This window comes from Amycolatopsis sp. NPDC101161 (genome assembly GCF_044768185.1).
Taxonomy (GTDB): domain Bacteria; phylum Actinomycetota; class Actinomycetes; order Mycobacteriales; family Pseudonocardiaceae; genus Amycolatopsis.
The window spans coordinates 127,628-147,488 of sequence record NZ_JBIWPI010000004.1; the positions used below are offsets into that span (position 1 = coordinate 127,628).

Sequence of the window (19,861 nt, forward strand, 5' to 3'; positions counted from 1 at the left end):
GCGGCGGGACTCACGGGGCCACGGCGGTGAGGTGCGTGACCGGCGTTACAGAACCCCGCTGACTTCCCGGGCCGCGACTCGCAGCCCGTCCAGCGACGCCTGCGTCGACCTCGGGTTCAGCGCGTTCGACGCCAACCGGAACAACACCGCCCGCAGCAGCAGCTGCGGCCACTCCGGCAGGTGTGACCACCGCTCGAGCAGCTCCCGCGAAGCTCCGCCCCACGCCAGCGCGTCCACCGCCACGATCGCCGCGCCGTACTCGCCCGGCCGGTAGTACGGGACGAAGTCCACGACCCCCGGGGCCGCGTCGCCGTCGAACAGCAACCCCGCCAGCAGCTCGCCGTGGGCCACCTGCAGCGGCAGCTTGATCGGGCGGCGGGCACCGGCGAGGACCTCGAACCAGCGGCCGCCCTTCGTCTCCTCCAGCGGGACCTCGAGCTCCTCCCACGCCACCCGGTCCGCGATCGCGTCGATGTCGCGACGGCCCGCGATGAAGTCCGGCCGGGGCAGGCCGAGGGTGGCGCGGTGCAGCTTCACCGCCGCCAGCACCGACGCGTCACCCTGGTGCTCGGGCGCGCCCGTCACGAACCGGGACGCCGTCCAGCCGCCGACGATCCAGCGGCCGTCGCTGGAGCGGACCGGCTTCGCGACCCGCAGGCCCGGCTCGTGGATGTAGTCGAGCGCGCGGGCCGTCCACAGCGTCTTGGCCTTGTCGGTGACCGGCTTGAACACGAGGTCGCCGCAGCGCCACGCCGTCGAGCCCGGCATCGGCTCGCTGCCGTCGGCGAGGCCGCCGAAGGCCGCGCAGACGTGCGCGGGAGGACGTTCGAGGGTTGTCCGCACAACTGCCGACGGTACCCGGCCACGCGGTCCACGAACGAGAAGACGCGCTGGTCACGGAGTGTTTTACGACTCGGCCGAAACGCCGTGAAGGCCGCCTCCGACTCCGGAGGCGGCCTTCACGGGGAACCACTGTCAGTAGGTCGGCAGGCTCGGGTCGATCTGCTTGGCCCAGGCCAGCACGCCGCCACCGAGGTGCGTCGCGTCCTTGAAGCCGGCCGCGTGCAGGGCCGCGAGGGCCTCCGCCGACCGCGCGCCGGACTTGCAGTGCAGGACGATCGGCTTGTCCTGCGGCAGCTCCGCCAGCGCCTCGCCCGAGAGGATGCGGTCCTTCGGGATCAGCGTCGCGCCCTTGATGTTGACGATCTCGTACTCGTGCGGCTCGCGGACGTCGATCAGGGCGAAGTTCTCGCCGCTGTCGAACTTGGCCTTGAGCTCGGCGGGCGTGATGGTGCTGCCCGACGCGGCCGAGGCGGCCTCATCGGAAACCACGCCGCAGAACGCCTCGTAGTCGATCAGCTCGGTGATCTTCGGGGTCTCGGGGTCCTTGCGGATCTTGACCTCGCGGTACTTCATCTCCAGCGCGTCGTAGCTGATCAGGCGGCCGAGCAGCGGCTCGCCGATGCCGGTGATGAGCTTGATCGCCTCGGTCACCATGATCGAGCCGATGGACGCGCAGAGCACGCCCAGCACGCCACCCTCGGCGCAGGAGGGGACCATGCCCGGGGGCGGCGGCTCCGGGTAGAGGTCGCGGTAGTTGAGGCCCTTGCCGTTCGGCGCGTCTTCCCAGAAGACGCTGACCTGGCCCTCGAACCGGAAGATCGAGCCCCAGACGTACGGCTTGCCCAGCAGCACCGCGGCGTCGTTGACCAGGTAGCGCGTCGCGAAGTTGTCGGTGCCGTCGACGATCAGGTCGTACTGCTCGAAGATCTCGAGCGCGTTCGACGAGTCCAGCCGGTCGGTGTGCAGGTGCACCTTGACCAGCGGGTTGATCTCGGCGATCGACTCCTGCGCGGACGCGGCCTTGAGCTTGCCGACGTCGGACTGGCCGTGGATGACCTGGCGCTGCAGGTTCGACTCGTCCACGACGTCGAAGTCGACGATGCCGAGCGTGCCGACGCCGGCCGCGGCCAGGTACAGCAGCGCGGGGCTGCCGAGGCCGCCGGCGCCGATGACCAGGACCTTCGCGTTCTTCAGCCGCTTCTGCCCAGTCACCCCGACGTCGGGGATGATCAGGTGACGGCTGTACCGGGCCACCTCTTCCTTGGTGAGCTCGGCAGCCGGCTCGACGAGCGGCGGCAGTGCTGACATCGGGTCCTCCATCTCGCGCGGATCGCGTCCATCCCACTATGCACAACGCGCGGGGGCAAATATGCCTTCCCGCGTCCGGATGGTGGGACGCGCTACTGCTTCGGCGTGGGGTTCGGCCAGGCGTTGGGGACGCAGACGCGGCCGTCCTTGGCCACCTTGCCCTTGTCGCCGCCGGGGATGTCGTTGAGCATCGACACGTAGTCGTCGGAGACGCCGAACGACTGCTGCATCATCACCGGCGCGGGCTGGCCGTTGCCGCCGCAGCCGACGTGCTGGTTGCCGAGGGCGTGCCCGACCTCGTGGTTGATGGCGTACTGCCGGTACCCGGTCATGTCGGCGCCGAACGCCTTCGCGCCGCGCACCCAGCGGGCCAGGTTGATCAGCACGCGCCCGAGGCTCTTGCGGTAGCAGGACGCCTCGAAGGTGATCTGGAACCCGCAGGCGTCGGCGCGGTGCGTGGTCTCGGGCGTGGTGAGGCTCACCTTGAACGACGGGTTCGGGAAGCTGCCGTCGACGCGCTGCAGCGCGATCTTGCCGTCCCACGTCCAGCTCTTGGGATCCGACAGCGTGCCCTGGACCGCGGCCGCGAACGCGTCGTCGCCCGCGTAGCTCGCCGGGTCGATCCCGTTCTCGACCTCGACGGTGTAGGTGTAGAGCTTGCCGGTGCCGATCTTCGGGCCGGTGCCCGGCACGACGTGCCACTGGCCGGTGCCCGCCTGCGTGAACGGGCTGCCGTTGGGCAGCTCGGCGGTCGGGACGTCGAGCTTGACCGGGGTGGCCGGGTTCTCCGGGATCGCCTGCTCGCCGTTGCCGTCGATGGCGCCGCCCGCCGCGTCGCCGCCCGCCGACTCGACGCCGGGCGTGGCGCCCTGTTCGGCGATCGGCTGGGCCGGGCTGTTCGCCGTGTTGACCACGACGAGCACGGTCAGCACGACGAGGATCGGCAGCGCGTAGACGCGCCAGCCGTAGGTCCCGGTGAGTTTCGCGATCCCCGTCTTCTGCGGCGGCGCGGCCTTCTCGCGCGAGGCCTCGACGCGTGGCTTCCACGACGCGCTCAGCGGCTCGGCGCTCGTCCGGCGTCCGCCGGGGCGGTAGCGGTCCTCGCCGACGCGCTGGGCGGCCGGCTTGGCCGGGCGGTACTGCCCGGTCCGCGGGGCGTCCCCGGGCTCCGGGCTGCCGGTCGCGCGGCGGGTCGACGCGCGGTGGGGAGCCCGCCGATCGTCGCCTCGCGCGTCCTGCTTCACCCGATCCACCGCACCAGGGTGCCACAGCGCCACCGAACCGTTATCGGCGACTGGCGGTCCACCCGGTGATTTGTTGTCACCCGATCGGACTACCAAGTCCCGGCTTCGACGTGCTCCCACATGCCGAGGACGGCCTTCGCCACGACGACCGGGCGCTCCATCTGGGCCACGTGCCCGGTCCGCGGGAGGACGAGCAGCCGGGCCTTCGGGATCACGCGGGCCGTGCGCAGGGCGCGCCGCACGGAGATCACCCGGTCCTCGCGTCCCCAGACCACCAGCGTCGGCGCCTGGACGCGCGGGGCGGCCGACCACAGCGACGCCTTCCCGAGCGTCGACCACGCCCGGAAGATCGCGAAGGTGCTGCGCGCCATCGCCGGGGCGGCCCAGGTGAGCCCGGCGCGGGCGCCGTGCTCCTCGGCCAGTTCGTCGAGCCGTTCGGCCGGGAACCGGGACGGGTCGGCGAAGCACAGCTTGATCACCTGCGCGGCGCGTTCCCGCGGGCCGAGGGCGGCCAGCTGGGCCCGCACCCGCGCGCCGACCAGCGGCAGGTACGCGAGCGCCATCCGCGGGTCGGACAGCCGCCGCGGGTCGGGGCGGCGGTCCGGCATGGCGGGCGAGATGAGCGTCAGCGTCTTGACCAGCTCGGGACGGCGCTCGGCGATGAGCAGCGCGATGGCGCCGCCCATCGAGTTGCCGAGCAGGTGGACCGGCGCGCCGGCAGCGACAGCCGGGGCTCCGCCCCGAGCCGGGGGCTCCGCCACCCGGACCCCCGAAAACCCGGTTTCGATGTGCCGCGCCACGACCTCGGCGTGGGCCTGGAGACTGAAGTCGAAGCCCTTTTCGGGCTCGGAGTAGCCGAAGCCGGGCAGGTCGGGCGCGGTGCCGCCGGCGACCGGCGCGAGCAGCGCGGCCAGGTCGGTCCAGTTCGTCGACGAGCCGCCGAGGCCGTGCACGTAGACGGCGGGCACGCCGTCCGGGCCCGGCGTGCGGCGGACGTGGAGCCGGGCGGTCCCGACCTCTTCGAAGGTCCCGGGCCACGGCGGTTTCAACGGCTCGAGGGACGGCAATTCCCTGGTCGAAAGGGGCACGTGCGTCAGCGGCGCCCGCGTGGTCGCGGCGGTGTTCACGGATTCAGGATGCCCGACCCGTGGCAAGGCATACATACCGGCGAGTAATCTTCAGGTCGACTTCACGCGGTGGCGACCCCGCCCGTCGAAGAAGCGATGACGGGAGGACGGGCATGACGGAGATGACGCGGCTGCAGCAACGTGGGGTGCGCCTGCCCCGGACGGAACGGCGGGCCCAGCTCCTCGCCGCGGCGCAGCGGGTCTTCGCCGAGAACGGCTACCACGCCGCCGCGATGGACGAGATCGCCGAAGTGGCCGGTGTCAGCAAGCCGGTGCTCTACCAGCACTTCCCCGGCAAGCTCGACCTGTACATCGCGCTGCTGGAGAGCCACGTCGACGAGCTGGTGAAGCGCGTGCAGACGGCGCTGGACTCGACGACGGAGAACCGCCAGCGCGTCCCGGCGACGGTCGGCGCGTTCTTCGACTTCGTCAGCGAGGACGCGGGCGCGTTCCGGATGGTGTTCGAGTCCGACCTGCGCGGCGAGCCGGCGGTCCAGGAAGCGGTCGACCGGGCGACGTCGGCGAGCGTGGACGCGATCACCGAGACGATCACGGCGGACGCGGGCCTCGACGAGGACAAGGCACGGCTGCTGGCCGTGGGGCTGGTCGGCATGAGCCAGGTCAGCGCCCGGTTCTGGCTCCAGCACCACCAGTCGATGAGCCAGGAGGAAGCGGTGGCGCTGACGGCCAACCTGGCCTGGCGCGGCATCGGCGGTGGCTTCCCGCTCAAGGACGCCTGACCGGTCAGCGGGCCGCGGTCCGGACCAGCGCGGAGATCCGGCGGGCCACTTCGTACGGGCGTTCCTGCGGGAGCATGTGACCCGCGCCCGGGAACCGGACGAACTCCGCGTGCGGCAGCTCGTCCGCGATCACCTTCGCGTGGGCCAGCGGGCACAGCCGGTCCTTCTCCCCCGCCAGCACCACCGACGGGACGTCGCACAGCGCGCCGAGCCCGCCCACGCCGCGGTGGGACGCGATCGCGTCCAGGAACATGCCCGCGCTCGCCGGGTGCGCCGCCAGCAGCTGCTCGACGACGCTGTCCACCTGCTCGCGCCCGGGGCGGAGCCCGAACACCAGCCGTCGCGCGCCCGAGCGGACCATCCCCGGCCGCAGCCGCAGCGTGTCCGACTTCAGCCCGGCCAGCAGCTTCGCCACCCGCGGCTCGAAGCGCGTCACGCCCCGGCCGACCAGGCCCGGGAAGCCGAGCGTCAGCTTGTCCATGTCCCCCGACGACGTCGCGACGAACGCCGCCCCGGCCAGCCGCTCCTCGACCAGCCGCGGGTGCCGTTCGGCGAGCACCATCAGCGTCATGCCGCCCATCGAGTGCCCGGCCAGCACCACCGGCCCGGCCGGCACCCGCGAAGCGATCAGCTCGGCGAGGTCGTCGGCCAGGCGGGCGATCGTGGCGCCGCCGGGCCGGGCGTGCGCCGAGCCGCCGTGGCCGCGCAGGTCGTAGCGGAGCACGCGCACGCCGGGGTCGAGGTGCGGCAGCACGAAGTCCCACGTGCGGTGGTCCTGCGTCCAGCCGTGCACCAGGACCAGCGTCACGGCCGAGTCGGCCGGCCCGGACTGCGAGACGTGCAGCGCAGCGCCGTCGCTGGTGACGAACCGGTGCTCGATCGAGGGGTCGCGCAGCCGCGACGCGGTGGTCATCGGCCCGCCGGGAGCAGGAACGACTTGCGCCAGAAGTACTTCCCGGGCAGCCCGACCAGGCCGGACTCCTCGAGGAACGGCATGATCTTCTCCCCGGCCCACGCGATCGTCCCCTGCCAGTGCGGGTTGTTCAGGGCGGCTTCGACGCCGTCGCGCGGCCGGATGCCGACCGCCTTGTAGACGTTCGGGTTGATGAACGCCCGCGTCACGAAGTACGAGATGAGCGCGATGATGAACTGCTGGTAGGCGATCTCGGCCTTCGACAGCTTCGCCATCCCGCGCGTGACCTCTTCGCGGGCGAAGGTGACGTGCCGGGCCTCTTCGAGGACGTGGATCCGGTTGACCATCCGCACCAGCGGCTGGACGCCTTCGTCGTTCATCTGCTCGCGCTGCAGCCGGTCGAGGACCTCCTCGGCGACCAGGATCGCGCCGTAGCGCGCCGGGCCGTAGGAGATCGACGGCATCAGCTTCGCCAGCTTGCGCAGCCACGGCACCGGGCCGTAGGCCGGGCAGCCGATCCGCGACGCCATCCGCGCGAACATCGTCGAGTGCCGGCACTCGTCGGCGATCTCGGTGAGCGCGAACTGGGCGTGCGCGGACGTCGGGTCCTCTTCGTAGACCTCCTTGAGCAGCATCTGCATCAGGAGGATCTCGAACCACAGCCCGGTCGTCGCGACGCTCGCGACCTCGTGCTTGCCCAGCTCGATGCGCTGCTCGGGGGTCAGCTTCTCCCAGAGCTCGGTGCCGTACAGCGAGGAGCGCTCGTCCAGGATGAAGCGCTTGCCCTCGACCAGCGGCGCCGTCCAGTCGATGTCGACGTCGGGGTCGTAGAACTTGTTCGCCGACGACTTCAGCAGGCGGTCCGCGGTCTTTTCGCGATCCGGTTCCTTCAGCGTCCGCGTCATTGCCGACACCCCTTCCGCAATGTGTAACTTGAGGTAACAGTTACCTGTGCGTAGCATGAGCCCCGTGATCGAACGTGTCAAGCGCTCCGGAAAGCAGCCCAGGTCTTCGTCGCGTGACGAGGAGGCGACCGGCGACGCCCGCCGCGACCGCTGGCGCAAGCACCGGATCGCGCGGCGCAAGGAGTTCGTCGAGGCCGCGCTGCGGGCGCTCGACGCGCACGGCCCGGACCTCGGCATGGAGGACGTCGCCGCGGAGGCCGGCGTCACGAAACCGGTGCTGTACCGGCACTTCGACGACAAGGCCGACCTGTATGTGGCCCTCGGCCAGCGCGGCACGGAAATCCTGTTCGAGCGGCTGATCCCGGCGATCAACGCCGAACTCGCACCGGTCCCCCGGATCCGGATGGCGCTCGACGCGTTCTTCACGGTGATCGAGGAGCACCCGAACCTGTACCGGCTGCTGGCGCACGGGCGGCCGGAGAAGCCGGTGTCGTCGGACGTCGTGGCCGAGGACAAGGAACTGATCGCGACGGCGCTGACGGCGCTGCTCGGCGACTACATGCGGATGTTCAACATGGACTCCGGCGCGGCCGAGCCCTGGGCGCACGGCATCGTCGGCATGGTCCAGAACACCGGCGAGTGGTGGCTGGACCGCCGTTCGATGGGCCGCGACGCGGTGGTCGAGTACCTGACGCAGATCATCTGGGCGGCGATCGACGGGCTGACCCGCCAGAACGGCGTGGTCATCGACCCGAACCTGCCCCTGGAAGCCAACAAGGTGGTCCAGCTGGGCCGCTCGGAGCCGGATTCGGCGAAGGAGACGTCATGAGCGAGCACGACGAAGACGGCTACAGCGGCGAGGCGACACTGGTGGTCGACGGCGTTTCGCTGCCGGTGACGGTCGAGCTGCGCGGCTACTTCCAGCCGATCGACGGGTTCTACCGCTGGTACGGCCGGGTGGCGGTGAACGAGGAGCTGACCGAGCTGGCCGGCGGCAAGAAGAAGCCGGTCACGATCCAGGCGGGCGCGCATTCGGCCACCGGGGAACTGTCCGACCCGGACCCGTGGGGCCGCTACCGGATCATGGGCACGAGCACCCCGCCGTTCCACGTGCCGACGACGCTGGAAGAACTCAACGCCTGAAAGTCCGTGAAGGCCGCCCCGGGACGTCCCGGGGCGGCCTTCACGGCTTTTGGCTGTGGGTCAGTCGCCGACGCCGAAGCCGACCTTGCGGACGTCGGACGGAGCGATCTCGACGTACGCGATGCGGTCGGACGGGACGATGTACTTGCGCCCCTTCTCGTCGTTGATGCGGAAGAGCCCGTCACCGGCCGTCAGGGCCTCGGCGACCAGCTTCTCCACCTCTTCGGGAGACTGGCCACTGGACACCACCAGCTCGCGCGGCGTGTCCTTGATGCCGATCTTGACCTCCACGTGGGACCTCCGCTGGAAATTCGTAAGGGATGTGCCGGCCAAGGCTAACCGAACCGGCTCGTTCCGGTGGCGCATGTCCGCGCCTGACCGCGTCGTCACTTCCGGGTACTCCATCGCCGATCAGCCCAGGCCGAGCGCCTGCATGCGCTTCGTGTGCCCCTGTTGCAACCGCCGGAACAGTGCCGCAATTCCGGAGAGGTCACCCGAACCGCCGATGATCAGCTCGGCCAGCCCGTCGCGCTCGGCGACGACGTACTGGGCCTGGGTGAGCGCCTCGCCGAGCAGGCGGCGCCCCCACAGCGCGAGCTTGTCACGGGTCTTGGGGTCGGCTTCGATGCCGGCGGCGACTTCGCGTTCGGCGAACGCGGAGTGGCCGGTGTCGGCGAGCACGGTGAGCACGAGGTCCTTCGTCTCGGGGTCGAGCCAGCTGGCGATCTCGCGGTAGAGGTCGGCGGCCAGCCCGTCGCCGACGTAGGCCTTGACCAGCGACTCGAGCCACGACTTCGGCGGCGTCGACGCGTGCCAGGCGTCGACCTGGGCCACGAACGGCGTCATCGCGTCTTCGATCTTGACGTCGTGCGCGGCCAGGTGGTCGGCCAGCAGGCCGTAGTGACCGATCTCCGCGGCCGCCATCCGCGCCAGCGCCGCCCGCCCGGCCAGGGTCGGGGCGCTGCGCGCGTCTTCGGCCATCCGGTCGAACGCGGACAGTTCGAGGTAGGCGATCACACCCAGAAGGTCGACTACGCCCTCTGAGATCTCTTTCGGCTCGGTCACGGGGGCAGGGTATCGCCGAAGCACCCGGGCGTGCCGCGACGAGACCGATCCCACTGGTTCCGGCGCGCCGGGTAGTGTCGAAAAACTGCTGACCAGGTACACTGCGAATGGTATAGAAGCTTCCGTACGCCATACCGGCGTCGGGAACAGGCAGGTCACGCGGCTTGCCGACGTACTGCAATGTGCGTGCACGCCTCTTCCGGCATTCCCGGGACGGACCGGTTCCGCGCTCCAGTTCAGCGCCAGGGACCAGGGTTTACTCCCGGTCGAGTGTCGAGCGGACCCACGGCTGTGCGCGCTGGTCACGAGAGAGGCGATCACCCTGACCGCAGAAATTCCCACAACCGAACAGACCCCCGCCGTCGCGCTGGAACACAGCGAGACCGGCCCGGCCGCGCTCGACACCTCGCACCCGCTGCAGGCGGGCGTCGAGGTCGAGCCCGAGGCCCCGACCTTCGCGTCCTTCGGCGTCAAGCCGGAGATCGTCAAGGCCCTCGGCGAGGCCGGCATCGAACGGACCTTCGCGATCCAGGCGCTCACGCTGCCGCTCGCGATGGCCGGCGACGACCTCATCGGCCAGGCCCGCACCGGCATGGGCAAGACCCTGGGCTTCGGCGTCCCGCTGCTGCACCGCGTGCAGGTCCCCGGCGACGGCACCCCGCAGGTGCTCGTCGTGGTCCCGACCCGCGAGCTGTGCATCCAGGTCGCGAACGACCTCAAGGGCGCCGGCAAGCACCTCGGCATCCGCACCCTGGCCATCTACGGCGGCCGCCCGTACGAGCCGCAGATCGAAGCCCTGCGCAAGGGCATCGACGTCGTGATCGGCACCCCGGGCCGCCTGCTCGACCTGGCCGAGCAGCAGCACCTCGTGCTGGGCAAGGTCCGCGGCCTCGTGCTGGACGAGGCCGACGAGATGCTCGACCTGGGCTTCCTGCCCGACATCGAGCGCATCCTGCGGATGGTGCCGGACGAGCGGCAGACCATGCTGTTCTCGGCGACCATGCCCGGCCCGATCATCACGCTGGCCCGCACGTTCCTGCGCCAGCCGACGCACATCCGCGCCGAAGAGAACGACGCGAGCGCGATCCACGAGCGCACCACCCAGTTCGTCTACCGGGCGCACTCGATGGACAAGCCCGAGGTGATCGCCCGCGTCCTGCAGGCGAAGGACCGCGGCCTGACGATGATCTTCAGCCGCACCAAGCGCACCGCGCAGAAGGTGGCCGACGACCTGGTCGAGCGCGGCTTCGCGGCCGCCGCCGTGCACGGTGACCTGGGCCAGGGCGCCCGCGAGCAGGCGCTGCGCGCGTTCCGCTCCGGCAAGGTCGACGTGCTGGTCGCGACCGACGTCGCCGCCCGCGGCATCGACATCGACGACGTCACGCACGTCATCAACTACCAGTGCCCGGACGACGAGAAGACCTACGTCCACCGCATCGGCCGCACCGGCCGCGCGGGCCGGACCGGCGTCGCCGTCACCCTCGTCGACTGGGACGAAGAGCCGCGCTGGAAGCTGATCTCGGACACCCTGGGCCTCGACAAGCCGGAGCCGGTGGAGACGTACTCGTCGTCCCCGCACCTGTACGCCGACCTGGGCATCCCCGAGGGCACGACCGGCCGGCTGCCGCTGGGCAAGCGCACCCGCGCCGGCCTGGGCGCCGAGGTGGAAGAGGACCTGGGCGGCAAGCGCCGCGGCCCGCGTGGCCGGGGCAAGACCGAGGACACGGCGTCGGAAGACGCGCCGCGCAAGCGCAACCGCACCCCGCGCAAGCGGACCCGCGGTGGTTCGCGGTCGGCCGAGGCGATCGAGGCCGCGGACAACGCCGCCGCCGCGCCTTCTTCGGAGGACGCGCCCGCTTCGGAGGGACGCACCCGGTCGCGTCGCCGCACCCGCGGCACCGCGCCGGAGACGACCGGTCCCGCGGTCGAGAAGGAAGCCGGCGAGAACGCCGAGCGGCCCGCTCGGCGGCGCCGCCGTCGCCGTCCCGCCGCGACGTCTGATACACCTGCGTCGGCAGACTGAGGCCTACGCACGGGGGTCGGGTAAGTGAGCGAAGACGAGAAGGCGCCCGAAAGCGCGCCTGAAGAAGTCACGCCCGCGGAGGAACCGGCCCCCGAGTACGGCTCCGAGGACGTCCTGGAGGACGTCGCTCCGACCCCTCCTCCCGCCCCGCCTGCTCCGCGGGTCAAGGCGCGGCGATCGCCGTGGAACCGCGGGCGGGACCGGGTGCTCGCGGCGTTGATCGCGGTCGCCGTGGTCGCCGTCGCGCTGGTCATCGGCGTGACGAGCGACAGCGCGGCCACCGACCGGACCGAGGCGACGCCGCCCCCGCCGTTGCCGGCGGCGCCGGACAAGGTCCCCGGCTCGCTGACCGAGATCTGGAGCGCCCGCAGCGGCGCGACGCCGGTCCCGGTGGTGGCCGCCGACACCGTGGCGACGGCGGACGGCGGCGAGGTCGCCGCGCGCGACCCGCTGACCGGCCAGATCCGCTGGCACTACACGCGTGACCTGCCGCTGTGCACGCTGAACGAGACGTGGGGACGGCTGAACGCCGTCTTCTCGAAGTCCGAGGGGTGCAGCGAAGTCACGCAGCTGGACCCGGGCACGGGCCGGATCACGGCACAGCGCAACGGCAACGCGGAGCTGGGCACGCAGCTGGTCGGCGACGGCTCGCACGTGACGGCGACGGGCAAGAAGCTCCTGACGACGTGGCGCGACGACCTGGTGCAGAGCGCCGAGTACGGCCAGGTCCCGGCGCTGGTCAACGCGGGCAAGCAGCCGCGCACGGGCTGCACGTACGGCACGGTCGCGGCGGCGTCGGGCAAGGTGGGCGTGATCGAGCGCTGCCCGGGCGACCCGGCCGACCGCCTGACGGTCTACAAGGCGGCGCCGGAGAAGGACGACGAGCCCCAGGTGGCGTTCAGTTCGGTCCTGGCGGGCAAGCGCGCGCGGGTGATCGCGATGTCGGGCGACCTGACGGCGGTGGTGTTGCCGGACCAGAAGCTCATGGTGGTCTACAACGGCGACGGTTCCCAGCGCGCGGCGTACCCGCTGGACGTGCCGGCTTCGGACCTGGCGCAGGACCCGCCGGCGGGTGTCGAGGCGACGACCCAGACGACGCAGAACGTGTATTGGTTCAGCGGGTCGAAGGTGGTGGCGCTGTCGCGTGACGACTTGTCGCCGCGGTGGACGTTGAGCAGCGCTTCGGGGCCGGGGATCCTGTTCGCTTCGCAGCTGGTGGTGCCCATCAAGGGCGGGCTGGCGGTGCTGAACGAGAACGACGCGTCGACGATCCGGACGGTCGGGGTGGACCGCCGCGGTTACGCCGGTGTGGTGCGCTTGGCCGCGGCGGGGCCGGTGCTGCTGGAAGAGCGCGGCGGAACCCTCTCGGCGCTCAAGTAAGCCAGAACAGGGTCAGGGCCGAGACGACGAAGAGGACAACGGCCAGCCCGGCCCCGGCGGCGGTAGCGCCATTGCGCCGATCGGCGACGCGCTGGGCCACCAGGGCAAGCGCGGCGGCCACGGGGTGCCCGATCAGGAGAACAGCCCCGGGCCCGGGAGCACCGGTGTAGAGATCGATACCGGCGACGACGAGGACACCGACGGCGAGAACGGTGAGACCGGCGGCGAGTGAGCCGGTGAACCCCCGCCACCAGCGACCGGACTCCTTGGCGGGCCGGGAGGGCTCTTCGCCGGCATCGGCGGGCTCGGCGGGCTCGATCCGCTCGGGTTCGACGCGTTCTTGAGGGATGGTCTGAGCCTCGGCAGCGACGGGCTCGGCGGCGAGCGGCTCGGTCTGCTGGACCTCAGCACCACCAGCAGCAGCCGACTTCGCTCGCCCCGGCGCTTCGGTGCCGGTAGCCAGCGGCTCGGTCTGCTGCGGCGCAGCCGCTTCGAGCCCGGCGGCGCCGGGCTCGCCCCCGGCTACCAGCGGCTCGGTCTGCTGCCCCCCAGCCGCACTTTGCCCCCGGGCCGGCCTGCCAGCCGCTCCGGTTTGCAACTCGTCGGTGTCCGGTGAAGCCAACCTCTTCCTCTCCCCTGTCAAGGCGCGAGCAGCTCCCAGGGCTGCGCCTGCGGGGCGGCCTCCTGCCCCACCGCGCAGCTCGGCCTGAAGTCGCACCAGGCGCAACGGCGGTCCGGGCGGGCCGGGAACAGCACGTCCGCGTCGCCGCCCGCGTCCAGGGTATCCGTGGCCAGCCTCAGGTCCGCGGCGGTCTCACCCGCGCGTTGCAGGTGCCGCTGCAGGCTCTCCGGCGTGTGCTCGGCCGCCGCGATCGTGCCCGTCGGGAGGTGGTGCAGCTCCACCGTCGTGCACGGCATCCGCAGCGTCCGCGCCGCCGCCACCGCGTACAGCGCCAGTGCCTGGGACGCCCGGGCTTCGTACTCGTCCGGCGGCCGCTTGCCCGTCTTGTAGTCGACGATCACCAAAGACCCGTCCCGCGCGTCGATGCGGTCCGCGCGGCCCTCGATGATCATCGACGGCTTCTCCCCCGGCGACGGGCTCACCGGCGCCGACACCCACCGCTCGAGCCCGACCGGGTCGTGCGTGACGTCGTTGTCCTCGACGTACTCCGCCACCCACCCCTTCGCGCGCGCCCGGTAGCGCGCCGCCTGCTCCTCGCTCTCGAAGCCCGCGTCCTTCCAGAACTCCGCCACCAGCGCCACCGCCCGCTGCGGCACCCGCTTGAGCACCGGCAGGTCGAACAGCGCCCGCAACGCGTTGTGCACCACCGCGCCCAGCGTGCTGTGCGCCCACGGCCCGGTGCGCTGCGGGGTAGGCCGTTCGAGGTACGCGAGCCGGTACCGGCGCGGGCAGTCGTCGAAGGTGGCCAGCCGCGCCGGCGACACCTTCGTGAGCCGCACCGGTTGCGCGACGCCGAAGTCGAACCCCATCTGCTCCTTCACGGGTGCCACGCTACGCACCACCACCGACACTTTCCGCGCGGGGCGAGGCCACCCCGCGTGGAAAGTGCGGCTACCGCACCACCAGCACCGTGTGCGTCCCGCCGGAAACCGCCAGCGAGCCGCTTCGCACCGGCTTGCCGTCCAGCAGCACCACCCGGCCCGACGGCACCACCAGCGACCCCGACGTCCCGCGCGGCGCGGAAACCGTCAGCGAGAACACCGAACCCTGCTGAGACCACGAAGCCGACAACGCGCCCTTCGGCGTCGGAACCGCTCCGCGTGCCCAAGCCACCGAACCCGGGTGCGGCGCAACGGTCCACGTCGCGAAGCCCGGCGAAGCCGGCGAGACGCCCAGAAGCTCGTTGGTCAACGCCGGCACCACACCCGTCGACCAGCCGTGCGCCGCCGACGTGTACCCCTGCTCGTAGTGCGAACCGCCCTCGCCGATGCCTTCCCACGCCGTGATCCCGGGGTCGTGCGAAGCCATCCAGCCGTACATCCGCTTGATCTGGTCGATCGCCGAGTCCGGCTGCCCGCTCCGGAACCGCGCCTGCAGCTCGGGGAACGACGTGAACGCGTACACGCGCTTCGTGCCGTCGGAAACCAAAGTGTCGTTGTCCATGAACGGGTTCCCGTACGGCAACGCGCCCGCCGCGAGCCGCGCCAGCGCCGCAGTGGCCTGCGAAGGCGACGCGATACCAGCCAAAATGGCCTGGCTGTTGCCGTCCTGGCCGTGGCGCACCGCGCCCGTCCCGGAGTCGAGGTACGCCCCCGCCACGGGATCCCACAGGTAGGTGTTCACCGCCGACGCCACGCCGGACGCACGCGCGAGCCACCGATCGGCGTCCGCGGAATGCCCGGTCGCCCGCGCGAGACCCGCTGCGCCCTGAAGCGCCCGGACGTACAACGCGTTGTAGTACGTCACTTCGCCCGTACGCGGCAGGAACGCGTAGTCGCCGTAGCCGCCGGTGCCGTTAAGGCCCTTCGCGAGCAACCCGCGCGAATCGGTGACCGACGGGTACCACGAGTCGAGCGTCTTCACGAGGTTCGAGTAGTACGAAGCCGCGTACGCGGTGTCGCCCGTGTAGAGCACGTAGTCCCAGCTCGACGTCACCCACCAGAGCGGATAGTCGAACAGCGGCAACGTGTAGTTGTTGATCGACGCGGGCGGGATCCAGCCGTCGGCCCGCTGGTGGTCGGCGAGGTCGGCGAGGACGTTCTTCGCCGCCGTGCCGTCCTGGTGCGTCAGGTACTCGGTCAGCCCGGACACGGCGACGTCGCCGACGTACGGGTCCCGGTCGCGCTTCGCGCCGTCGTGCAGCACCAGTTTCCCGGCCAGCGACGGCGAGAACGCGCCGCGTGGGTCCACATCGGACTCGCGGAACGTGTCCATGCCCAGCTCGTTGGTGTACGAGGCCGCGTACCAGTAGCGGTTCAGGTCGGCGTCCGAAGACTCGAACCAGCCGCGGTAGGTGTCCGGCGTGCCGAGGAACGGCGTGAAGTCGAGCGAGACGCCGTTGATCCGCACCTCGCCGGAGGGCTGGGCGAGCGGCGCGTCCGACGCCAGCGCGTCGAGGCTGATCCGCAGGTAGCGGAAGCCGTGCAGGCCGTCCGCGCACACCTGCGTCCCGCTCTGACACCCTTTCGCGTCCCGCCAGACCGTCGGCGTCGCCGGCACGGCGTACTGGTCGCTGCCCGGCCCGCCGGAGAAGTCCGAGCGGGTGAAGTCGGAGCGTTCGCCCAGGTACTGCTGGGTTTCCGAGAACGACAACCGGACGCCGGGGTGGTTCGCCGACGCGCCCGCGAAGGAGATCTTCGGGTAGCCGGCGACGACCTTGCCGAAGTCCACCACCGCGACCGGCACCGGCGGGTCGGCGACCAGGCCGGGCCAGACCTCGGTGACGCGGCTGAACTCGCCGGACGGCGTGCTCTGGTCCTTCGTGACGGTGATCCGGACCTGCGTGGTCGTGACCGGCCGGTCGAACGCGACCGCGCGCTGCACGGCCGTGTTGCCGCTGACCGAAGCCGCGACGCGCCACGCGCCCGCGTCCAGCACCTCGACGGTGTAGTCCTGCGGCACACCGTCCACACTGGACAGCAGCGTGACGCCGGGCAGCGTGACCGGCGCGGCCGAGGTGATGGTCAGGACGTCGGGGTAGGCGCCGATCGTGTCGTCGTTCCAGAACGTCTCGGTGTTGCCGTCGACGGCGTTGCCGGGGTCGTAGGTCCGCGGCTGGCCGTTCCCGCCGTTGTTCGGCGCGTGGAACGACGATGCGGCCGCGGTGGTCCCCGCGGGCCAGGCCGGCTTCGGCGGCGGTGCCTGCCGCTTGAACGTCGCGACGCCCTTCCCGAGCAGGCCGTCCGGGTTCGTGACGTCACCGGTCGTGGACAGCACCCGCACCGGCCGGACGTCCCGGGTCGACGGCGCGACGACGTACTTCTGCCAGCTCGGCGCGGCGCCGGCGGGCGCGGCCACCACGCCGCTCGCCACCAGGACCGTGACCGGCAGGACTGCTCTGAGCCACTTCATCGAGGCCTCCGCAAGGCGTTTGAATCGTTTCAACCGCTGAGCTGAGGTTCAGGCTGCGCGAGGGGTGCCAACGATGTCAACGAACCCGCCGGTTCCTGTCCGGCAGGACAACCCGAAAGGCGGGGTCAGTTGCCGCCGGCGATGAAGCCGCGCACGGAGTTCGCGACGAGCTCGACGGCGATGGCCGCGAGCAGCAGGCCGGCCACCTTGGCCAGCAGCGTGATGCCGCTTTCCTTGATCAGCCGGATGACGACGCCGGAGTAGCGCATGCAGATGTAGATCACGAAGTGCGTCATGACGATCGCCAGCGCCAGCGCGATGTACGCGCCGACGTGGCCGTCGGCCTGGCGGACGAACACGATGGTCGCGGCGATCGCGCCGGGCCCGGCCAGCAGCGGCGTGCCGAGCGGGACGAGCGCGACGTTGACGTCCTCCGCGGCCGCCTCGGGCTCGTGGCCGCTGCCGGTGAGCAGCTGCAACGCGATGAGCAGGAGCAGCAGGCCGCCGGCGCCCTGCAGCGCCGGGATGCCGATGCCGAGGTAGGCGAGGATCGCCTGGCCGGCGACCGCGAACAGGCTGATGACCAGCAGCGACACCAGGACGGCCTGCCGTGCGGCGCGCGCCCGCGTCGCCACCGGCTTGCGGCCGACCAGGCTGAGGAACACCGGCACGGTGCCGGGCGGGTCCATGATGACGACGAGGGTGATCGTCGCGCTCATGAAGAGCTTCGCGTCGAAGAAGTCGGCGATGGCCATGTCAGCCCTTCACGACCTGGAACCCCGTCGCCCGCGAAACGAGTTCTTCGAGCTGCCCGGGGTCGGTGGTGCACTCGCCGAGCGCGATCGTCTTGTTCGTGCCGTGGTAATCGCTCGACCCGGTGACGAGCAGGCCGAGCTCGCCGGCCAGCGCGCGGGTGCGGGCCCGCGTCGGCGCGTCGTGGTTCGGGTGGTCGGCTTCGACGCCGGTGAGCCCGTGCGCGGCCAGACCGGCGAGGGTGTCCTCGCTGATCGTGGCGCCGCGGCTGAAAGCGAAGGGGTGCGCGATGACCGTTACGCCGCCGGCCGCGCTGATCATGTCGATGGCTTCCTCGACCGGGGTGTCGCGGCGGGCGACGTAGTAGCCGCGACGCGGGCTGAGGTAGTCGGCGAACGCCTCGTCGACGGACTTGACCAGCCCGGCGCGGACCAGCGCCTGCGCCAGGTGCGGGCGTCCCGGCGGGGAGTCCTCGGGCAGCAGGCCGAAGATCTCGTCGGCGTCGATCGGCAGGCCGTCGGCGGCCATCCGCTCGGCCATCCGGCGCAGCCGCGTGCGGCGCTCGACGCGCAGCCGGGTCTGCTCGGTGACGACCGGCTCCGACGTCGGGTCGAAGAGGTAGGCGAGCAGGTGGACGCTGATCTGGCGGCCGGTTTCGGGGTCGATCGACACCGTGGAGAGCTCGGCGCCGGGCACGAGGGTCAGCCCGGGAGGGATGGCCTCGGTGGCGGGCGACCAGCCCGCGGTGGTGTCGTGGTCGGTGATGGCGACGACGTCGAGCCCGGCTCTCGCCGCCGCGGCGACGAGACCGGCCGGCGTGTCGGTGCCGTCGGAAGCGGTGGAGTGGGCGTGCAGGTCGATGCGCATCTCGTCCATTGTCGACGATGCGCTACGTCACACGCTCGGCGGGACTGTCAGCCGACCGGCTTCTTTCCGCGGGCCGCCCGCTGGGCCTTGATCATGGAGAAGCGTTCGGCCTGCTTCTGCTTGTCGCCGAAGACCAGCTCCGAGATCGTGTCGTAGAACTCTTCGGGCCGCGGCAGGTAGTCGATCCGGTTCAGCGCCTGGATCTGACCGGCCGACTCGACGACCATCGTGCCGTAGCCCATCATGCGGCCGGTGGCGGTGCGCACGTAGCTGAGGTCGGTGACCTTGCTGATCGGCATCATCAGCACCTTGGTCGTGAACACCCCGGTGGTCATGACGAACCGCTTGTCCGTGACCACCAGCCGCTCGACCCACCACTCCATCACCACGTAGGCGAACCGCAGCACGACGAGCAGCGCGACGTACCAGAGGATGTTCTGGCCGATGTACAGCGCCGGTGGCAGCAGGTAGGACACCAGGACGCAGACGGCCAGCAGCGCGGCCGCCTCGAAGGTGTCCCACAGCAGCACCGCCCAGTGGCGGCGGATCCGGATGACCCGCCGCTCGGTGTCGAGGAGGTACTCGTCGGGGTCGCGTGGCGCGAACATGGTTCGAGGGTAGCCCCCGATCAGCCCTTGAACACGTTGCTGACGAAGGTGATCACCGATTCGGCCGAGCTGCGCAGGAAGTCGATGATGTTGCCGACAAGGCCCGCGGCCTGACCGGGCTGGGCAATGACGAAGAACAGCACCAACGCGATACCGGCGAGGCCCGCAATCTTCTTCACGTTCACCGCGATCAAATCCCGTCTCTTACGGTGACACCGGACAACAGCAAAAATCCTGACTTTTTACGTTGTACCGCACTGAACAGGCACACGGGAGGTAAGTCCCGCGCTTGGGTCAGCACGCGGTCCGAAGTGTACCGTACGGCTACTCTCCGTGTACAGGACATCGGTTTTCAGTTCGGTCACGTCTACCCTTCGGGACATGGACGGCCCCACCCGCACCACAATCCGCTGCGTAGGCGGCCTCGCGTACGACGCACGCGGCCGTTTGCTGCTCATCCGCCGCCGGAACGACCCCGGTTCGGGGCAGTGGTCGCTGCCGGGTGGCCGAGTCGAACCGGGTGAAACGGACAAAGAGGCCGTGGTTCGGGAGGTGCGCGAAGAAACCGGGCTCGACGTGATTCCGGGCACACTGGTGGGGTCGGTGACCAGGGGGCCCTACGAGATCTTCGACTACGGGTGCGACGTGACCGGCGGCGTGCTCACGGCGGGTGACGACGCATCGGACGCGCGTTGGTCCGATGCGGCAGACCTGAAAGCGCTCGAGGCCGCCGGGGAGCTGGTGGATCTCCTGTACGTGACGCTCCGCGACTGGAAAGCGCTCCCCCGCGCCTGAACGGCCGTGAAGGGCCGGGTGCACCGCGGCCGCCGCCCAGACCCCCGCCCTTCTGGGCAGCCGAACCCAGCGGCCCCGAGCCCGCTGCCACCCCGTCGTCGCCGAGGATCGCCG

Annotated in this window: 21 protein-coding genes; 6 read left to right on the top strand and 15 right to left on the bottom strand. The window is 71.1% G+C overall.

The annotated features are described in order from the left end of the window. Positions 1-45: 45 nt before the first annotated feature. From ACIRSS_RS27995 to ACIRSS_RS28010, 4 genes are all read right to left on the bottom strand, one after another. Positions 46-843, bottom strand: coding sequence for a TIGR02569 family protein (locus ACIRSS_RS27995; protein ID WP_400900000.1), 798 nt, complete (start codon positions 841-843; stop codon positions 46-48). A 132-nt stretch (positions 844-975) separates the two neighbouring features. Next, on the bottom strand, positions 976-2,151 hold the full coding sequence (gene moeZ / locus ACIRSS_RS28000; protein ID WP_400900002.1) for an adenylyltransferase/sulfurtransferase MoeZ: 1,176 nt from the start codon (positions 2,149-2,151) through the stop codon (positions 976-978). Positions 2,152-2,243: 92 nt separating this feature from the next. Then, complete coding sequence (locus ACIRSS_RS28005; protein ID WP_400900004.1) at positions 2,244-3,404, bottom strand: DUF3152 domain-containing protein; 1,161 nt, start codon at positions 3,402-3,404, stop codon at positions 2,244-2,246. Between the two features lie 80 nt (positions 3,405-3,484). Beyond that, on the bottom strand, positions 3,485-4,558 hold the full coding sequence (locus ACIRSS_RS28010) for an alpha/beta fold hydrolase (protein WP_400900006.1): 1,074 nt from the start codon (positions 4,556-4,558) through the stop codon (positions 3,485-3,487). Between the two features lie 77 nt (positions 4,559-4,635). On the opposite strand from ACIRSS_RS28010, the gene ACIRSS_RS28015 reads away from it, so the two are divergent. Beyond that, entirely contained in the window at positions 4,636-5,262 is a 627-nt protein-coding gene (locus ACIRSS_RS28015; protein ID WP_086863845.1) for a TetR/AcrR family transcriptional regulator, read from the top strand. A 4-nt stretch (positions 5,263-5,266) separates the two neighbouring features. Here ACIRSS_RS28015 and ACIRSS_RS28020 read toward each other — a convergent pair whose 3' ends face one another. Both ACIRSS_RS28020 and ACIRSS_RS28025 read right to left on the bottom strand, forming a co-directional pair. After that, positions 5,267-6,175: an alpha/beta fold hydrolase gene (locus tag ACIRSS_RS28020; RefSeq protein ID WP_400900008.1), complete on the bottom strand. Its 909-nt coding sequence runs from the start codon at positions 6,173-6,175 to the stop codon at positions 5,267-5,269. Beyond that, on the bottom strand, positions 6,172-7,080 hold the full coding sequence (locus ACIRSS_RS28025; protein WP_400900010.1) for a diiron oxygenase: 909 nt from the start codon (positions 7,078-7,080) through the stop codon (positions 6,172-6,174). The genes ACIRSS_RS28020 and ACIRSS_RS28025 overlap by 4 nt, the downstream gene beginning before the upstream one ends. Before the next feature lie 55 nt (positions 7,081-7,135). On the opposite strand from ACIRSS_RS28025, the gene ACIRSS_RS28030 reads away from it, so the two are divergent. Together ACIRSS_RS28030 and ACIRSS_RS28035 are read left to right on the top strand one after the other, a co-directional pair. Continuing rightward, on the top strand, positions 7,136-7,909 hold the full coding sequence (locus tag ACIRSS_RS28030) for a TetR/AcrR family transcriptional regulator (protein ID WP_400900012.1): 774 nt from the start codon (positions 7,136-7,138) through the stop codon (positions 7,907-7,909). Beyond that, positions 7,906-8,223: a DUF4873 domain-containing protein gene (locus ACIRSS_RS28035; protein WP_400900014.1), complete on the top strand. Its 318-nt coding sequence runs from the start codon at positions 7,906-7,908 to the stop codon at positions 8,221-8,223. The genes ACIRSS_RS28030 and ACIRSS_RS28035 overlap by 4 nt, the downstream gene beginning before the upstream one ends. Before the next feature lie 60 nt (positions 8,224-8,283). On the opposite strand, the gene ACIRSS_RS28040 is transcribed toward ACIRSS_RS28035, so the two are convergent. After that, entirely contained in the window at positions 8,284-8,514 is a 231-nt protein-coding gene (locus ACIRSS_RS28040) for a DUF3107 domain-containing protein (protein ID WP_013223016.1), read from the bottom strand. Between the two features lie 120 nt (positions 8,515-8,634). Continuing rightward, the gene (locus tag ACIRSS_RS28045) at positions 8,635-9,288 is read right to left on the bottom strand and encodes a ferritin-like fold-containing protein (protein WP_372672222.1); all 654 of its coding nucleotides are present in this window, start codon (positions 9,286-9,288) and stop codon (positions 8,635-8,637) included. 553 nt (positions 9,289-9,841) lie between these two features. On the opposite strand from ACIRSS_RS28045, the gene ACIRSS_RS28050 reads away from it, so the two are divergent. Together ACIRSS_RS28050 and ACIRSS_RS28055 are read left to right on the top strand one after the other, a co-directional pair. Beyond that, complete coding sequence (locus ACIRSS_RS28050; protein ID WP_400900017.1) at positions 9,842-11,311, top strand: DEAD/DEAH box helicase; 1,470 nt, start codon at positions 9,842-9,844, stop codon at positions 11,309-11,311. 24 nt (positions 11,312-11,335) lie between these two features. Beyond that, positions 11,336-12,691: a hypothetical protein gene (locus ACIRSS_RS28055; protein WP_400900019.1), complete on the top strand. Its 1,356-nt coding sequence runs from the start codon at positions 11,336-11,338 to the stop codon at positions 12,689-12,691. Here ACIRSS_RS28055 and ACIRSS_RS28060 read toward each other — a convergent pair. The 7 genes from ACIRSS_RS28060 to ACIRSS_RS28090 form a co-directional block, all read right to left on the bottom strand. Beyond that, a complete protein-coding gene (locus ACIRSS_RS28060; protein WP_400900021.1) occupies positions 12,684-13,313 on the bottom strand; it encodes a hypothetical protein in 630 nt (209 codons plus the stop codon). The two genes, ACIRSS_RS28055 and ACIRSS_RS28060, sit on opposite strands and share 8 nt — an antisense overlap. A 17-nt stretch (positions 13,314-13,330) precedes the next feature. Beyond that, positions 13,331-14,182, bottom strand: coding sequence for a RecB family exonuclease (locus ACIRSS_RS28065; protein WP_400901881.1), 852 nt, complete (start codon positions 14,180-14,182; stop codon positions 13,331-13,333). Between the two features lie 82 nt (positions 14,183-14,264). Then, positions 14,265-16,724 carry an alpha-L-rhamnosidase C-terminal domain-containing protein gene (locus tag ACIRSS_RS28070; RefSeq protein WP_400900023.1) on the bottom strand — a complete coding sequence of 820 codons (2,460 nt, stop codon included), beginning with the start codon at positions 16,722-16,724 and terminating at the stop codon, positions 14,265-14,267. A 125-nt stretch (positions 16,725-16,849) separates the two neighbouring features. Beyond that, complete coding sequence (locus tag ACIRSS_RS28075; protein ID WP_400900025.1) at positions 16,850-17,479, bottom strand: MarC family protein; 630 nt, start codon at positions 17,477-17,479, stop codon at positions 16,850-16,852. A 1-nt stretch (position 17,480) separates the two neighbouring features. Beyond that, positions 17,481-18,344 carry a PHP domain-containing protein gene (locus ACIRSS_RS28080; protein ID WP_400900027.1) on the bottom strand — a complete coding sequence of 288 codons (864 nt, stop codon included), beginning with the start codon at positions 18,342-18,344 and terminating at the stop codon, positions 17,481-17,483. 47 nt (positions 18,345-18,391) lie between these two features. Beyond that, entirely contained in the window at positions 18,392-18,952 is a 561-nt protein-coding gene (locus ACIRSS_RS28085) for a PH domain-containing protein (RefSeq protein ID WP_285999764.1), read from the bottom strand. A 20-nt stretch (positions 18,953-18,972) separates the two neighbouring features. Further along, positions 18,973-19,137: a hypothetical protein gene (locus ACIRSS_RS28090; protein WP_162146229.1), complete on the bottom strand. Its 165-nt coding sequence runs from the start codon at positions 19,135-19,137 to the stop codon at positions 18,973-18,975. Positions 19,138-19,333: 196 nt separating this feature from the next. On the opposite strand from ACIRSS_RS28090, the gene ACIRSS_RS28095 reads away from it, so the two are divergent. Further along, positions 19,334-19,747 (top strand): NUDIX domain-containing protein, encoded by a 414-nt coding sequence (locus tag ACIRSS_RS28095; RefSeq protein ID WP_400900029.1) that lies wholly within the window; start codon positions 19,334-19,336, stop codon positions 19,745-19,747. Positions 19,748-19,861 lie beyond the last annotated feature (114 nt).

What these genes read in the sequence shown, in the direction of transcription:
- ACIRSS_RS28065 (WP_400901881.1), bottom strand. Translation starts at nt 14,182, where the DNA reads ATGGGGTTCGACTTCGGCGTCGCGCAACCGGTGCGGCTCACGAAGGTG.
- ACIRSS_RS28025 (WP_400900010.1), bottom strand. Translation starts at nt 7,080, where the DNA reads ATGACGCGGACGCTGAAGGAACCGGATCGCGAAAAGACCGCGGACCGC.
- ACIRSS_RS28050 (WP_400900017.1), top strand. Translation starts at nt 9,842, where the DNA reads ATGGCCGGCGACGACCTCATCGGCCAGGCCCGCACCGGCATGGGCAAG.
- moeZ (WP_400900002.1), bottom strand. Translation starts at nt 2,151, where the DNA reads ATGTCAGCACTGCCGCCGCTCGTCGAGCCGGCTGCCGAGCTCACCAAG.
- ACIRSS_RS28035 (WP_400900014.1), top strand. Translation starts at nt 7,906, where the DNA reads ATGAGCGAGCACGACGAAGACGGCTACAGCGGCGAGGCGACACTGGTG.
- ACIRSS_RS28020 (WP_400900008.1), bottom strand. Translation starts at nt 6,175, where the DNA reads ATGACCACCGCGTCGCGGCTGCGCGACCCCTCGATCGAGCACCGGTTC.
- ACIRSS_RS28070 (WP_400900023.1), bottom strand. Translation starts at nt 16,724, where the DNA reads ATGAAGTGGCTCAGAGCAGTCCTGCCGGTCACGGTCCTGGTGGCGAGC.
- ACIRSS_RS28080 (WP_400900027.1), bottom strand. Translation starts at nt 18,344, where the DNA reads ATGCGCATCGACCTGCACGCCCACTCCACCGCTTCCGACGGCACCGAC.
- ACIRSS_RS28030 (WP_400900012.1), top strand. Translation starts at nt 7,136, where the DNA reads ATGAGCCCCGTGATCGAACGTGTCAAGCGCTCCGGAAAGCAGCCCAGG.
- ACIRSS_RS28075 (WP_400900025.1), bottom strand. Translation starts at nt 17,479, where the DNA reads ATGGCCATCGCCGACTTCTTCGACGCGAAGCTCTTCATGAGCGCGACG.
- ACIRSS_RS28085 (WP_285999764.1), bottom strand. Translation starts at nt 18,952, where the DNA reads ATGTTCGCGCCACGCGACCCCGACGAGTACCTCCTCGACACCGAGCGG.
- ACIRSS_RS28010 (WP_400900006.1), bottom strand. Translation starts at nt 4,558, where the DNA reads ATGTATGCCTTGCCACGGGTCGGGCATCCTGAATCCGTGAACACCGCC.
- ACIRSS_RS28015 (WP_086863845.1), top strand. Translation starts at nt 4,636, where the DNA reads ATGACGGAGATGACGCGGCTGCAGCAACGTGGGGTGCGCCTGCCCCGG.
- ACIRSS_RS28095 (WP_400900029.1), top strand. Translation starts at nt 19,334, where the DNA reads ATGGACGGCCCCACCCGCACCACAATCCGCTGCGTAGGCGGCCTCGCG.